Source organism: Kitasatospora sp. NPDC127111, from assembly GCF_042677465.1.
In the GTDB taxonomy this organism is placed as follows: domain Bacteria; phylum Actinomycetota; class Actinomycetes; order Streptomycetales; family Streptomycetaceae; genus Kitasatospora.
Genome location: NZ_JBHXTG010000129.1, coordinates 1 through 14,159 on the forward strand (window position 1 = coordinate 1; position 14,159 = coordinate 14,159).

General features: G+C 74.7%; 13 protein-coding genes and 1 riboswitch. All 13 genes read right to left on the bottom strand.

Annotated elements, in window-relative coordinates; translation table 11 throughout:
- Window positions 1-78: 78 nt before the first annotated feature.
- The 13 genes from ACFVHB_RS38905 to ACFVHB_RS38965 all read right to left on the bottom strand — a co-directional run bounded on the left by ACFVHB_RS38905 (window position 79) and on the right by ACFVHB_RS38965 (window position 13,994).
- The gene (locus ACFVHB_RS38905) at window positions 79-1,062 is read right to left on the bottom strand and encodes an NAD-dependent epimerase/dehydratase family protein (RefSeq protein WP_380332448.1); all 984 of its coding nucleotides are present in this window, start codon (window positions 1,060-1,062) and stop codon (window positions 79-81) included.
- Window positions 1,063-1,150: 88 nt separating this feature from the next.
- Entirely contained in the window at window positions 1,151-2,197 is a 1,047-nt protein-coding gene (locus ACFVHB_RS38910; RefSeq protein WP_380332450.1) for a hemolysin family protein, read from the bottom strand.
- Complete coding sequence (locus ACFVHB_RS38915; RefSeq protein ID WP_380332453.1) at window positions 2,194-3,537, bottom strand: hemolysin family protein; 1,344 nt, start codon at window positions 3,535-3,537, stop codon at window positions 2,194-2,196. The genes ACFVHB_RS38910 and ACFVHB_RS38915 overlap by 4 nt, the downstream gene beginning before the upstream one ends.
- A gap of 347 nt (window positions 3,538-3,884) precedes the next feature.
- Entirely contained in the window at window positions 3,885-4,235 is a 351-nt protein-coding gene (locus ACFVHB_RS38920; RefSeq protein ID WP_380332456.1) for a PH domain-containing protein, read from the bottom strand.
- 185 nt (window positions 4,236-4,420) lie between these two features.
- Window positions 4,421-5,269, bottom strand: a complete 849-nt coding sequence (hisG, locus tag ACFVHB_RS38925; RefSeq protein ID WP_380332459.1) for an ATP phosphoribosyltransferase — start codon at window positions 5,267-5,269, stop codon at window positions 4,421-4,423.
- Window positions 5,270-5,319: 50 nt separating this feature from the next.
- Window positions 5,320-5,592: a phosphoribosyl-ATP diphosphatase gene (locus ACFVHB_RS38930; RefSeq protein ID WP_030306151.1), complete on the bottom strand. Its 273-nt coding sequence runs from the start codon at window positions 5,590-5,592 to the stop codon at window positions 5,320-5,322.
- 127 nt (window positions 5,593-5,719) lie between these two features.
- Window positions 5,720-6,190 carry a 6,7-dimethyl-8-ribityllumazine synthase gene (ribH, locus tag ACFVHB_RS38935; protein WP_380332462.1) on the bottom strand — a complete coding sequence of 157 codons (471 nt, stop codon included), beginning with the start codon at window positions 6,188-6,190 and terminating at the stop codon, window positions 5,720-5,722.
- 79 nt (window positions 6,191-6,269) lie between these two features.
- Window positions 6,270-7,529 (bottom strand): bifunctional 3,4-dihydroxy-2-butanone-4-phosphate synthase/GTP cyclohydrolase II, encoded by a 1,260-nt coding sequence (locus tag ACFVHB_RS38940; protein WP_380332465.1) that lies wholly within the window; start codon window positions 7,527-7,529, stop codon window positions 6,270-6,272.
- A complete protein-coding gene (locus tag ACFVHB_RS38945) occupies window positions 7,526-8,170 on the bottom strand; it encodes a nicotinamide riboside transporter PnuC (protein ID WP_380332468.1) in 645 nt (214 codons plus the stop codon). The genes ACFVHB_RS38940 and ACFVHB_RS38945 overlap by 4 nt, the downstream gene beginning before the upstream one ends.
- Window positions 8,167-8,907 (bottom strand): riboflavin synthase, encoded by a 741-nt coding sequence (locus ACFVHB_RS38950; protein ID WP_380332470.1) that lies wholly within the window; start codon window positions 8,905-8,907, stop codon window positions 8,167-8,169. The genes ACFVHB_RS38945 and ACFVHB_RS38950 overlap by 4 nt, the downstream gene beginning before the upstream one ends.
- A 202-nt stretch (window positions 8,908-9,109) precedes the next feature.
- A riboswitch (FMN riboswitch) is annotated at window positions 9,110-9,237 on the bottom strand.
- 189 nt (window positions 9,238-9,426) lie between these two features.
- Window positions 9,427-9,894, bottom strand: coding sequence for a hypothetical protein (locus ACFVHB_RS38955; protein ID WP_380332473.1), 468 nt, complete (start codon window positions 9,892-9,894; stop codon window positions 9,427-9,429).
- Window positions 9,895-9,911: 17 nt separating this feature from the next.
- Window positions 9,912-10,310, bottom strand: a complete 399-nt coding sequence (locus ACFVHB_RS38960) for a hypothetical protein (RefSeq protein WP_380332476.1) — start codon at window positions 10,308-10,310, stop codon at window positions 9,912-9,914.
- A 78-nt stretch (window positions 10,311-10,388) separates the two neighbouring features.
- Window positions 10,389-13,994, bottom strand: a complete 3,606-nt coding sequence (locus ACFVHB_RS38965) for an AAA family ATPase (RefSeq protein ID WP_380332479.1) — start codon at window positions 13,992-13,994, stop codon at window positions 10,389-10,391.
- Window positions 13,995-14,159: the final 165 nt, after the last annotated feature.

Consider the following 14,159-nt stretch of genomic DNA (forward strand, 5'->3'; position numbering starts at 1 on the left):
GATGCGGAGGGGCCCAGGCGCTCGGCAACTGCGACGTGAGGGTTCACGGAGCCGCCGGACGCCCGGGCGGCGGTGTGCTCAGCCGCCCAGGACCTTCGCCTCCCGCTCCGGATCCAGGCCGACCACCGGCCGGTCCGGCCGCTGCGGGGCCCTGCCCCCGATGGACCGCAGCCAGGCCCAGGTGTCGGCGACCGTCTCCGCCGCCGGCCGGCATCGCAGCCCGGCGTCCAGCGCCTTGGAGACGTCCGAGCCGTGCATGGCGTCGTAGAGCTCGCCCGGCGGGATCCAGAACGGCAGGTCGCCCCACGGTTCGATGCCCGCGGCGGCGATCGCCTCCGGCTCCGTCCAGCGCAGCTCGGCGTCCGAGCCGGTGACCCGGACGCACGCCTCCAGCAGCCCGCCCATCGTGGTGTGCCCGGGCACGCTCACCACGTCGTACGCGCCGCCGAGCCCCGCTGCGAGGGCGTCCAGCGTCCAGGCGGCCAGGTCGCGGACGTCGATGAACTGCAGGGGGAGGTCACGCGGGCCCGGGGCGAGCACCGGGCCGCCGCGGGCGATCCGGCCGAGCCACCAGGGCAGCCGGCCGATGTTCTCGTACGGTCCGACGATCAACCCGGCCCGGAGCAGCAGGGCCCGGTCGCCGAAGGCGTCCAGCGCGGCCAGCTCGCCGCCGCGCTTGGACTCCGCGTACGGCACGTCGGTGGCGTCCATCGATCCCTCGACCAGCGGCCCCTCCTCGTTCGCCCCGGCGGGCGCCGGGAACGCGTACACCGAACGGCTGGACACGTACCCGTACCGCCCGACCCGGCCGGCCAGCAGACGGGCGCTGTCGCGCACCACCGCCGGGGACCCGGACCAGGTGTCCACGACGGCGTCCCACTCCCCCTCGGCGAGGGCCGCCAGGCCGCCCTCCGCCAGCCGGTCCCCGTGCAGGACCCGCACGCCCTCCGGCGCCGCGTGCGTCCCGCGGTGGAAGACCGTCACCTCCCATCCGCGCTCCAGCGCCGCTTCGGTCACGGCGCGACCGACGAACTCCGTTCCGCCCAGCAGTAGTAGCCTCATGCCCTCCACCCTGCACGGCGGACGGCCGCCGGGGGAACACCGAACGCTCAGAGCGGATTCGCCCTCAGCAGAGCGGTTCCGGGAACCGTCACGCGGCGGAGCGGTGGTCCGGGTCGTGCATCTCGCCCACCAGCTCCTCGAGCACGTCCTCCATCATCACCACGCCGAGCGTGCGCCCGTCCTGGTCGAGCACGGCGGCCAGGTGGCAGGCGGCCCTGCGCATCGCGCCCAGCGCGTCGTCCAGCGGGAGCGTGCCGCGCAGCACCGTGATCGGGCGCCACAGCCGGGCCGGGACGGGCGTCGAGGGGTCGTCCACGTCGAGGATGTCCTTGAGGTGGACGTAGCCCAGGTAGCCGTGGCCGGCCGGGTCGCCGTCGGTGACCGGGAAGCGCGAGAAGCCGGTGCGCAGCGCCAGCTGCTCGACCTGCGCGGCCGTCACCTCGGGATCCACGGTGACCAGCTGCTCGGGCTTGAGCAGCACGTCGGTGACCGGGCGGCGGCCCAGCTCCAGGGCGTCCTCCAGGCGCTCCTGGCGCTCCTCGTCGAGCAGGCCGGCGTCGCGCGAGTCGGCCAGCAGGTACATCAGCTGCTCGGTGGTGAAGACCGACTCCACCTCGTCCTTGGCGTCGACCCGGAACAGCCTCAGCACACCGTTGGCGAAGGCGTTCAGCAGGCGGATGACCGGCGTGAGCCAGCGGGCCAGCCGGTCCAGCGGCGGGCCGAGCCAGAGCGCGGCCTTCTCCGGGCCGGCCATCGCCATGTTCTTCGGCACCATCTCGCCCATCACCATGTGCAGGAAGACCACCACGGCCAGCGAGATCCCGTACGACAGCGGGTGCATCAGGCCGTCCGGGACGCCGATCGCGTGGAACGGCCCCTCCACCAGGCCGGCGATGGTCGGCTCGGCGAGGGCACCGAGGCCCAGCGAGCAGACGGTGATCCCGAGCTGGGCGGCGGCCAGCATCGCGGAGACGTTGGAGAGCGCGTGCAGCACGGTGCGGGCGCGCCGGTTGCCCGCGTCGGCGAGCGGCTCGATCTGGCTGCGCCGGACCGAGACGACGGAGAACTCCGCGCCGACGAAGAACGCGTTGCCGAGCAGCAGCAGGACGGCGGCGACCAGTTGGAGCGCGGTCATCGGGTGCCGTCCTCGTCCGCGCCGAACCGGTGCCGCGGGCCGGTGCGTTCCACCCGCACCCGGCTGGTGCGGTGGCGGTCCACGGCCTCGACGGTGAACCGCCAGCCGGGCAGCTCGGCCTGTTCGCCCGGGACGGGCAGCCGGCCGAGCAGGTCGGAGACCAGGCCGGCCAGCGTCTCGTACGGGCCGTCCGGGGCGTGCAGGCCGATCGCCTCCAACTGGCCGATCCGGGCCCGGCCGTCGGCGGCCCAGGCCGGCTGTCCGTCGACCGGCGGCAGCGGGACCAGCTCGGGGGTGTCGGCGGGGTCGTGCTCGTCCTGCACCTCGCCGACGATCTCCTCGACGATGTCCTCGACGGTGACCACGCCGGCGGTGCCGCCGTACTCGTCCACCACGATCGCCATCGGCTGGAGCCGGCGCAGCTGGTCGAGCAACCGCTCGGCGGGGAGCGTCTCGGGCACCAGCAGCGGCGGCACGGCGAGGTCGCCGACCCGGACCGCGGCGCGCCGGTCGGCCGGGACGGCGAGGGCGTCCTTGAGCGTGACGGTGCCGGTGACCTCGTCCAGGCCGCCCGCGTAGACGGGGAAGCGGGAGAGGCCGGTGGCCCGGGTGAGGTTGACCACGTCGGCGGCGCCGGCGTCGCGCTGGAGGGCGACGACGTCCACCCGCGGGGTCATCACCGACTCCGCGGTCAGCTCGCTCAGGCCGAGGGTGCGCACGAACAGGGTGGCCGACTCCTCGTCTATCGCGCCGGCCTTGGCCGAGTGCCGGGCGAGCGAGACCAGTTCGGCGGGGGTGCGGGCGTGGCCCAGCTCCTCCTGCGGCTCGATCCCGAAGGCGCGGACGGTGCGGTCCGCCGAACCGTTCAGGAAGCTGATCAGCGGGCGGCAGACGAAGGAGAACGCCATGTGCGGGGCGGCCACCGAGCGGGCCACCTGGAGCGGCCGGGAGATCGCCCAGTTCTTCGGGACCAGCTCGCCGATCACCATCTGCACCACGGTGGCCATCAGCATGCCGATGATCACGGCCGCGCCGTGGGCCGCGCCGTCGGGCAGGCCGATGCCGGTGAACATCGGCTTCAGCAGGACGGAGAGCGCCGGCTCGGCGAGCATGCCGACCACCAGCGAGGTGACGGTGATGCCGAGCTGGGCGCCGGAGAGCTCGAAGGAGAGGTGGCGCAGGGCCCTGGCGACCCGGCCGGCCTGCGCGTCGCCGGCCTGGGCGGCGCGCTGGACGGCCCCGCGCTCGACGGTCACGAAGGCGAACTCGGCGGCCACGAACAGGCCGTTGGCGAGGATGAGCAGGAACGCCGCGAACAGCAGCAGCCAGGCGGTGATCACAGTGCCGCCTGCCTTCCGGTGCCGGGAGGTCGGGCGGCGCAGGTACTACCGGACGGATCGTCCATGGACGGGGGGAGTCACTCCTCAGGTCGTTTCCGGCAGGGCGCGGGAGAGCTCAAGGGGTGCTTTGCCCTGCTTTTACCAGCCTAGACGATACCCGTTCGGCTGTCGGATCATTGTTCGGGCCGGCCGGCGGGCGGCTCGACGGCCGGTCGGCGCGCGTTGACGGGCCGGTCGGCGAGCGGTTCGACGGGCCGGTCAGCGGGCGTTGGCGAGCCGGTCGACGGGCGGCTCGACGGCCGGTCGGCGGGCGGTGACGGGCCGGTCGGCGGGCGGTGACGGGCCGGTCAGCGGGCGTGCTGCTCGACCAGGTCGCGCAGGGCGCGGGCGTCCGCGATCGCCTGGGCCTTGCCCATGCCGGACTGGATGCCGACCGCGGCGAGCGAGGTGCCGTCGGCGAGGTCGAGCGTCGCCCACGGGTCGCCCTGGCGGAAGTTGACCCGGACGATCTCGGCCCAGGCCAGCCGGCGGCGGCGGACGAAGTTCACCACGGTGACGCCCTCGGCGTCGGCGCTCACCCGGGGGCGGGCCAGCATCAGGCCCGCGGCGGCGAAGAACAACCCGCTCAGCACCATCATGATCCGGTCGTTGAGCTGCCAGTTCGCCGGCAGCGCGAGCGCGATCACGGCGAACAGCACGACCAGCAGCGCGCAGACCGGCAGCTGCCGGGCGGGGGGGGGGCGGGGCGCCCGGGGGCGGGGTAACTGGGGGGGGGTGGACTGGTGGGGTCTGGGGGGGTCGTTCTGGGGATGGGGGGGGCCGCGGGTGGGCGCCCCGCCCCATTGTCCCGGTGCTTACCTCGCACCGGTCACGGCCTCCGGCGTCAGAGGCGGCAGGCGTGGATGTTGGTCACCAGGATCGCCCGGGCGCCGATGCCCCACAGGTCGTCCATGATCCGCTGGGCCTCCTTGCGGAGCACCATCGAGCGGACCGCGACCCAGCCCTCGGTGTGCAGCGGCGAGACGGTCGGCGACTCCAGGCCCGGGGTCAGCGCGACGGCGGCGCTGACGTGCTCGGCGCGGATGTCGTAGTCCATCAGCACGTAGCGCCGGGCCACCAGCACGCCCTGCAGGCGGCGCAGGAACTGGTCCACGGCCGGGTCCTCGCCCGCGCCCTTGGGGCGGATCACCACGGCGTCGGAGACCAGGATCGGCTCGCCGAACACCTCCAGGCCAGCGTTGCGCAGGCTGGTGCCGGTCTCCACCACGTCGGCGATCACGTCGGCGACGCCCAGCTGCACCGCGGTCTCCACCGCGCCGTCCAGCTTGGTCACGGTCGCCTTCACCCCGTGGTCGGCGAGGTGCTGCTCGACCAGGCCGGTGTAGGAGGTGGCGATCCGCAGCCCCTCCAGGCCCTGCACGTCCTTGACGTCCACGCCCTCCGGGCGGGCGAAGCGGAAGGTGGAGCCGCCGAAGCCGAGCGCCAGCACCTCCTCGGCGTTGGAGTGCGAGTCCAGCAGCAGGTCGCGGCCGGTGATGCCGATGTCCAGGCGGCCGGAGCCGACGTACACCGCGATGTCGCGCGGGCGCAGGAAGAAGAACTCGACCTGGTTGTCCGGGTCGACGAGGACGAGCTCCTTGGGGTCCTTGCGCTGGCGGTAACCGGCCTCATGGAGCATCTCCGCCGCGGGACCCGAGAGCGAACCCTTGTTGGGGACGGCGATGCGCAGCATGGAGGTCAGTTCCTTTACCTGTTCGGGGTGGGTGGGGGTTTTCGGGCCGGTCAGAGGTACTTGTAGACGTCGTCGAGCGTCAGCCCGCGGGCGACCATCATCACCTGAAGGTGGTAGAGGAGCTGGGAGATCTCCTCGGCGGTCTGCTCGTCCGACTGGAACTCGGCGGCCATCCAGACCTCGGCGGCCTCCTCGACGACCTTCTTGCCGATCGCATGGACGCCCTGCTGGACGAGCTGCGCGGTACGGGAGGACGAGGGGTCGCCGGTGGCGGCCTTCTGCTGGAGCTCGGTGAAGAGCTCCTCGAATGTCTTCGAAGCCATGATGGAGTCACCTTACGGCGTGCGGGCTCACAGGCGGTAAACGGTTCCGGACCGTGGACAGTCCGGTGGACATCCACGGTCCGGAAGGGCCGTGCGCGGGTTCGGCCGGGGGCCGGGGGCGGTCGGGTCAGAGGGCGCGCAGGGCGGCCGCGGTGGCGACCGCCGCGGTGACCGCCTCGTGGCCCTTGTCCTCGGCGGAGCCCGGCAGGCCCGCGCGGTCCAGGGCCTGCTGCTCGTTGTCGCAGGTCAGCACGCCGAAGCCGACCGGGACGCCGGTGTCCACGCTGACCTGGGTGAGGCCGGCCGTGGCGGCCTGGCAGACGTAGTCGAAGTGCGGGGTGCCGCCGCGGATGACCACGCCGAGGGCGATCACCGCGTCGTAGCCGCGCTCGGCGAGCCGCTTGGCGGCGACCGGCAGCTCGAAGGTGCCCGGGACGCGCAGCACCGTCGGCCCGTCGATGCCGAGCTCCTTGAGCGCGCGGTGGGCGCCGTCCAGGAGGCCGTTCATCACCTGGTCGTGCCACTGGGCGGCGATCACGGCGACCTTGAGGTCGGAGGCGTTGTCGATGGTCAGCTCGGGGGCGCCGTGGCCGCTCATGTGCTGGTCCTCTTTCGCGTTGCGCGGGTGGTCGTTCGGTGGTGGGTGGTGCGGGAAGAACGGGTGGTGCGGGGGTGGTTCAGGAGCCGAGGCCGGGGAGGTCGTGGCCCATCCGGTCGCGCTTGGTCCGCAGGTAGCGCAGGTTGTGCTCGCCGGCCGGGGTCTCGACCGGCTCGCGGCCCTTGACCTTGAGGCCGTGCTCGGTGAGGGCGGCGAGCTTCTCCGGGTTGTTGGTGAGCAGGGTGAGCGAGCGCACCCCGAGGTCGCCGAGCATCTGCGCGCCGATGCTGTAGTCGCGGGCGTCGGCGGGCAGGCCGAGGTCCAGGTTGGCGTCGACGGTGTCGCGGCCCTGCTCCTGCAGCTCGTAGGCGCGCAGCTTGTGGGCCAGGCCGATGCCCCGGCCCTCGTGGCCGCGCAGGTAGAGCACGACGCCGCGGCCGGCCTCGGCGACCCGGCGCAGCGAGGCCTCCAACTGCGGGCCGCAGTCACAGCGCAGCGAGCCGAACACGTCGCCGGTCAGGCACTCGGAGTGGACCCGGACCAGCACGTCCTCGCCGTCCGGCAGCCGGCCGTCGGCGCCCAGGCCGCCCGCGACCAGGGCCAGGTGCTCGACCCCGTCGATGCTGCCCTTGTAGCCGACCGCGGTGAACTCCCCGTACTTGGTGGGCAGTGCCGTGATGGCCGCCCGGTCCACGTGCAGCTCGGTGCGGCGGCGGTAGGCGATCAGGTCCTCGATCGAGATGATCGCCAGGCCGTGCTCGCGGGCGAAGGCGACCAGCTCGGGCAGCCGGGCCATGGTGCCGTCGTCGTTGACCACCTCGCCGATGGCGCCGGCCGGCGGCAGCCCGGCGAGGCGGGCCAGGTCGACGGCGGCCTCGGTGTGGCCGGGGCGGACCAGCACGCCGCCCTCGACGGCGCGCAGCGGGAAGATGTGCCCGGGGCGGGTCAGGTCGCCGGGCTCGGTGCCGGCCGAGGAGAGCAGCCGGACGGTGCGGGCGCGGTCGGCGGCCGAGATGCCGGTGTCGACCCCTTCGCGGGCGTCGACCGAGACGGTGTAGGCGGTGCCCTTGCGGTCCTCGTTGACCTGGGTCATCGGGGGCAGCTTGAGCCGGTCCAGCTCCTCGCCGGTCATCGGCACGCAGATCACGCCGGAGGTGTAGCGGATGGTGAAGGCCATCAGCTCGGGGGTGGCCGCGGAGGCGGCGAACACGATGTCGCCCTCGTTCTCGCGGTCCTCGTCGTCCACCACGATCACGGCGCGGCCCAGCGCGATGTCGGCGATGGCCCGCTCGACCGGGTCGAGCGCGAGGTCTTCTTCGGTGACGCGGTCGGTGCTCATGCGGAGGCTCCCTGGAGGACGGTGTCCTTCGCCGGGCTGGTCGCACGGCTGCGCCGCCACCAGGCACGCAGACCGAGGAGCACCAGGACGAAGTAGATGCTGTAGGTGAGGCCGGAGAAGACCAGGCCGTTGTCGAAGGCGAGCGGGACGCCGACCAGGTCGACGGCGACCCAGGCGAACCAGAACTCGACCCAGCCGCGCGCCTGGGCGACCATCGCGGCCAGCGTGCCCACGAAGATGTAGGCGTCCGGCCAGGCGTCCCAGGAGAGTTGCGGGTAGACGGTGAAGAGCGTGCCCACCGCGAGGGTGCCGAGGGCGGTGCCGCCGATGAGCACGGCGCGCTCGCGGCCGCTGGCGAAGCGGACCTGGACGTCGCCGTCGCCGCGCTTGCCGCGCTGCCACTGGGTCCAGCCCCAGACGGCGGCGAGGATGACCACGATCTGCTTGCCGACGCCGCCGCTGAGGTGGGCGGTCCAGTAGGCGCCCACCAGGACGACGCCGGAGAGCAGTTGGACCGGCCAGGTGAGCCGGGAGCGGCGCCAGCCGAGGGCCAGTGCGGTCAGGCCGAGCAGGTTGCCGAACATGTCGGAGCGGTAGACGTCCTGGCCGAGCAGGTGGACGGTGCCGTTGAGCCAGTTCACTTCGGTTCTCCGGCGGTGTCGGCCGTCTCGGCGGTGTCGGCGGCGGGGGTGGTGGTGTCGGCGGGGGTGGTCTCGGTGGTGCCGGCCGGGGCGAGCGTGGCGGGCAGGGTGCGCGATTCGAGCAGGCGCTCCACGTACTTGGCGAGGACGTCGACCTCGAGGTTGACGCTCTCGCCGACGTTCTTGGCGCCGAGCGTGGTCAGCGCGAGGGTGGCGGGGATCAGGCTCACGGTGAAGCTGTCCCGGGCCGCCTCCACCACGGTGAGGCTGACGCCGTCCACGGTGATCGAGCCCTTCTCCACCAGGTAGCGGGAGATGCTGTCGGGCAGCGAGAAGCGCAGCACCTCCCAGCGGAGCTCGCCGGCCGCGTCCCGCTCACCGGGCTCGCGGCTCAACAGCGCTCCGGTGGCGTCGACATGACCCTGCACCAGGTGACCGCCGAGCCGGGCGCCGAGCGCCATCGCGCGCTCCAGGTTGACCCGGGAGCCGGGCTTCAGCTCGCCCAGGCTGGACCGGTGCAGCGTCTCGGCCATCACGTCGGCACTGAACTCGCCGGTGCCGGCGGCCAGTTGCTCGGGGGTGTCGACCACGGTCAGGCAGACGCCGTTGACCGCGATGGAGTCGCCGTGGTGCGCGCCCTGACAGACCACCGGGCCGCGCAGGCGGATTCGCGAGGAGTCGCCGATCTCCTCGATCGACACGACCTCGCCGAGCTCTTCGATGATGCCGGTGAACACCCGGGTTCTCCTCGCGCTTGGGGCGCGGACTCCGGGGCGGCATGGGAGAGGACACGGACGGGCACGGAGTGCACGGGCTTCCGGCCCCGTGGCACGACCCGTCGCCGGGGTGCCGCAGGCCCACCGGGAGAGGGCTGTCTCTCCCGCCGCACACGCCTTCCCGCGGTCCACCGGGGGACCACGGGTACTGCTCATCGTCCGCCGCGCACGCCTCCCATCCGGACTTTAACCGTCGGTCCAGGAATTTCACCTGGTCAACCGGCCGCTGGCTGCGGACGGGTCGCGGACTGTAACCGCCGGTTCGGATTTTCACCGACCCCGGAGTGCGCTGAACGTCACTGCTACTACTGACGTCATTGTGCCATGATCCGCGCGAACCGAGGGAGAGGCTTTCGCTGTGGCCTGTGCCACGTGCTGGACGGGAATGCGCGGGGTGCGCGGGGGTGCGCGGACGGCTGTTCCCGGCCGCCCGCGCGCCGGGTGGCACGGCGGCGCCACCGCGGTCGCGGCGGCGCCCCGCTACGGCTCCAGCAGGGTCACCTCCTCGCCGTGGCGGCGCTGCTGCTCGGCGTCCCAGTCGCCCGTGCAGTAGACGGAGAGCCGGCCGACCGCGCCGTCCGTGACGTCGGCCCGCAGCAGCTCCCGGCAGTACCAGCCGGCGCCGTCCTGCTCCCAGCGTTCCTCCACCTCCAGCACGAAGCCGCTGCCGGTCCGGTCCAGCCGGTGGCGCGGGACGCTGCCGGGAAGCGGGTGACCGTTCTTCCGCAGCGCGACCAAACCGTCGACGCCGCGCGCCTGGAGCCGCCAGTACGGGACGGTGAGGTCGCAGAACACGTCGGGGTGGAACAGGCCGGCGGGCGGGGTGCCGGTCTCCAGGAAGGCGACCAGCAGGCCGGCGAGGCGCTCGGTGCTGTCGGTGGCGCCGGTGGTCCCGGTGGTCCCGGTGGTGCCGACGCCGGGTGCGGTGGTGGTGAGGGTGGTGGCCATGGCGCGGCCCTCCCGGATCAGGCCCCGGCCGGGTCGGCAGTGCCGGCCTTGGCCGCGTCCAGGTTGCGGCCGACGACGGCCATCGTGCGTTCCAGCGCCTCGGTCGGGCTGAACTCGATCAGCTCCGTCCCGGCGAACATCAGGGGGAGGTGGCCGGGCGCGCCGTAGTAGGCGTCGCCCGCGCGGTAGACCTCGTCGTGGTCGGCGTAGCGGAAGACCACCTTGCCGCGCACCACGACGCCCCAGTGCGGGCTCTGGCAACGGTCCTGCGGCAGCCCGGCGAACAGCGGGGCCGGGTCCAGGTCCGCCTTGTGGGTCTCGAAGCCGACGGTGTACCCGCCGAGCTCGGTGTAGCGGCCCTCGATGACCGGCTCGTCCAGCGTGAGCGCGGCCTCGGCCTTGGAGATGCGGGGCATGACGTCCTCCTCGGGGCTCCGTGTCTGCTGAGTCTGTTGAGAAGGCGTGAGGAGCGGCCGCACGATGTGAGGCGGTCGCTACCGGATCCGCCACTGGACGGGTTGCTCCGGCTCGTACACGCAGAGTGTGCCGGTGTGGACGGCGTTCGCGAGGTGACGGCCGAGGGCGGGGTGAGCACGGGCGATGCGGTCGACGGCGGTGCGGATCCGGGCGGTCACCGTGGTCCGGGCCCGTTCGGCGGCCGAGCCGGTACGGCGGACCCGCCCGCCCAGGCCGTACGCGGCGGAGAGCTGGCCGACCAGGGCGTCCCGCTCGACGGCGATCCGGGCCGAGCGTTCGGCGTCCCCTGCGGCGTCGGCCTCGGCGGACTCCTCGTCCAGTTCGGCCAGCCGCCGGCGGTAGGCGGCACGGGCGGTGGCGTCGATCAACTCACCGGTGTCGGTGGGGCGGTGGAGGTCGGACAGCACCGGTTCGGCCGGGGGTGCGGGCGCCGGTCCGGCGACCAGGTCGAGGGCGGGGACGGGCGTGCCGGGGCGGGACAGCAGCGCCGCCAGGTCGTGCAGACCCTTGCTGTCGGCGATCCTGACCTCCTCGCCCGCGTACCGGAGCTGCCAGAACTCACCCTGGTGGAGGAAGAGTCGGCTCTCGTCGGCGGGTGGCGGGGTGGTGCCGGCCTCCTGGGCGATCCGGTCGGCGAGGCGGGGCGCGCCGAGCGCCTCGGCGGTGGCGACGGCGCGGGCGAAGTGCGCGCGGGCGGTGTCGGGTTCGCCCAGCACCGCGGCGAGCAGCCCGAGATGCCGGTGGACCGGGCCGCGGACGGCCGCCCCGATGCCCTCGACCGAGAGCAGGTCCCGGTAGGGGTGCAGGGCGTCGTAGAGCCGGCGGGCGAGGGGGTGCAGGGTGGGATCGTCGACCGGGATGACGGAGGGGCGGCCGGGGGGCGCGCCGGAGGACTCGGCGGAGGACTCGGTGGAGGACTCGCGGGATGGCTCAGTGGAGGGCTCGGCGGAGGACTCGCGGGATGGCTCGGCGGAGGGCTCGACGGACGGGCCGCTGATGAGGGCGAGCGCCTCGGCGGCCTGGGTCATCATCGGCAGCCACTCGCTGTCCACCGGTGCCGTGTCCAACAGCGGCGCCACGGCGGCGAGTCGGCTGCGCGCCTCGGCCCGGTCGCCGAGCTGGGCGGCGATCAGCGCCCGCGTCACCCGGGGCCAGACACCCGGCAGGCTGTCCAGCGGGGGCGGTCCGGCCAGCAGCTCCCTCAGTTCGTCCGGTTCGCCCGACTCGGCGCAGAGGCACCAGCGTTGGGTGGCCGCCAGGACGGCCGCGTTGGCGCTCCCGGCCCGCAGGCCCAGCTCCGTGGTCTCCGCGAGGGCGTCCCGGCAGTCCGCGTACCGGCCTTCCAGCAGGGCGCGCATGCCCCGCCAGAGCGGCACGTACCAGGAGTAGAGCGGGCGCCGCAGCGCCCGGGACACGGCTTCGTACGCCTGGATCTCGGCCGCCGCCCCGGCCGCCTCGCAGCGTTCCAGCAGGGCGACCAGGCGCAGGCGGCGGCCGAGCAGTTCCAGCTCCAGGTCCGGCTCCGGCAGCGCTCGCGCGAGTTCGACGATCTCCCCGGCCCAGGCCCGGCGGTCGCCGCAGTACGCGGGGCCGGAGCGCGCGTCGCACAGCGCGGAGAGCGCGTAGGCGAGGACGGCGCCGTCCCCGCTCCCCCGGGCCGTCCGGACCGCCTCTTCGGCCAGCGCGAGGCGGTCCTGCTCCGCCTCGACCAGCGCTCCGGCCACGGAGAGCCGGGCGGTCACGGCGGCGAGGAGGGCGGCGTGGCGGGGTGGGGTGGCGCCGGGCGGTGCGGGCGCCGGGGCGGCGGGGGCGGGCGGGGCGAGCGGTCCGGGCGGCACTACTGCTCCCGCGCCCGCCCGTGCCTCCTCGGGCCTCGCCGGAGAGGAAGCCGGCGCGAGCCCGGGTCCGGCAGGTGCGGGCGCGGATCCGGGGCGGGGTGACGGAGGCGGGGCGAGGAGGCGGGTGCGGGCTTCGGTGAGGAGGTCGATCTGGGGACGGTCGAGGAGGTCCACCTCGAAGCCGACCGGCCCGGAGCCGAGGCCGAGGGCGGCGCGCGCGAGCAGGTCGGGCCGGTCGGCGCGGCGGGCGGGGCCGGCGGCGGCGAGGAAGGCCTCGCGGCTCTCCCCCCGCCGGCCGGCACCGAGGCGGGCGGTGCCGAGGCCGAGCAGCAGGGCGGCGCGGCGGGCGTCGACGCGGCGGGCGCCATCGCGGCCGGCATCGTCGCCGCCAACGCCATCGCGGCCGGCATCGTCGCGGCGGGCGCCGGCCCCTTCGTCCGCGGTCACGGCCGTGGCGAGCGCCGCCAGGGCGCGTTCGTACCACTGGGCGGCGTCCTCGAAGGCCAGCAGGCCGGCCGCCCGGTCCGCCGCTCGTCCCGCGAACTCCGCTGCGGCAGAGGCGTGTTCGGGGCCGGCGAGCAGCAGGTGGCGGGCCGCCTCGGCCGGGCCGGTGTCGCGGCCGCGGTCGGCGAGGGTGGCCAGCACCGCGCCCGCCCGGCCGTGCAGCGCGGCGCGTTCGGCCGGGTCGAGCGCTTCCTGGACGGCGTCCCGCATCAGCTCGTGCCGGAACTCGCCCGCGCCCGGTTCGACGAGCGCCAGCAGGCCCTCGCCCGCCGCCGCGGCGAGCACCGAGCGGATCGAGTCCAGTGGCACCGCGGCGAGTTCGGCGAGCACGTCCAGGTCGAAGCGGGTGCCGAGGACGGCGGCCGCGCCGAGCACCCGGGCGCACTCCCCCGGCAGCCCGTCCAGCCGGGCCGCGACGGCCGCGCGAACGGTGGCGGGCAGCGGCCCGGAACGGTCGGCGGCACCGTCGCGCAGCACTTCGGTGACGCCGTGGCGCAGCAGCTCGGTGACGAAGAAGGCATCGCCGCCGGTCCGGTCCAGGAGGGCGCGGGCGGCCGCCGGCTCGGTGGGTCGACCGGCCGCGGCGGCGAGCAGCGCCCGGACGTCGGGTTCGCCGAGCGGGCCGACCGCCAGGGTCCGGCCGGCCCGGAGCAGCGCGGCACGGAGGGCGGTGCGCCCGTGCCAGGCGGCGCCGTCGTCGCGGGCGGTGGCCAGCAGCAGGGCGGGCGCGGTGCGCAGGGCGGCGGCGAGTTCGGTCAGCAGGTGGAGGGAGGACGCGTCGGCCTCGTGGACGTCGTCCAGGACGAGCAGGAGCGGGCGGGGTGCGGCGCCGGTCCGGAGGAGTTCGGCGAGGTCGCCGCCGAGGCGTTCCCGGGCCGCCTCCGGATCGCCGGTGCGCGGGGTCGGGGCGGCGTCGTCGGGTCGCCCGGCGGAGGGCCGGCCGCTCCCAACCGGTGTGCCGGACACCAGGGCGCGCAGCCCGGGCGACGCCCGGACCAGCCGGCTGCAGGCGGTGTCGGCGGCGCCGAGTTCGCGGACGGCCTGCGACCAGGGGCGCAGCGCGCCGGGGCCCGCGTGGCGGCCGGCCTGGGGCGGGCACCAGAGCCAGAGCACCCGGCACCCGTCGGCCCGGCGGACGGCCTCCTCGGCCACCCGGGTCTTGCCCGCTCCGGCCGCGCCGGTGAGCACGGTCAACCCGCCCCGGCCGGCGCGCGCGTCGGCGACCGCCGCCGCCAGTTCGGCCAGCAGGTCGGCGCGGCCGACGAAGGGAAGCACGGGCATCGGGCCGTCCTCTCACCCGGGAGCGCCGGAGTCACCCGGGAGCCGGGAGTCCGTTCGGCGCCGTTCCGAGCCTAGTGTCCTGAGTCTGGAATTCGCTTCAGATATCCGGCGAGGCGTTCGAGGATCTCGTCTGCGGTCTTTGTCCAGACGTACGGCTTCGGGTCG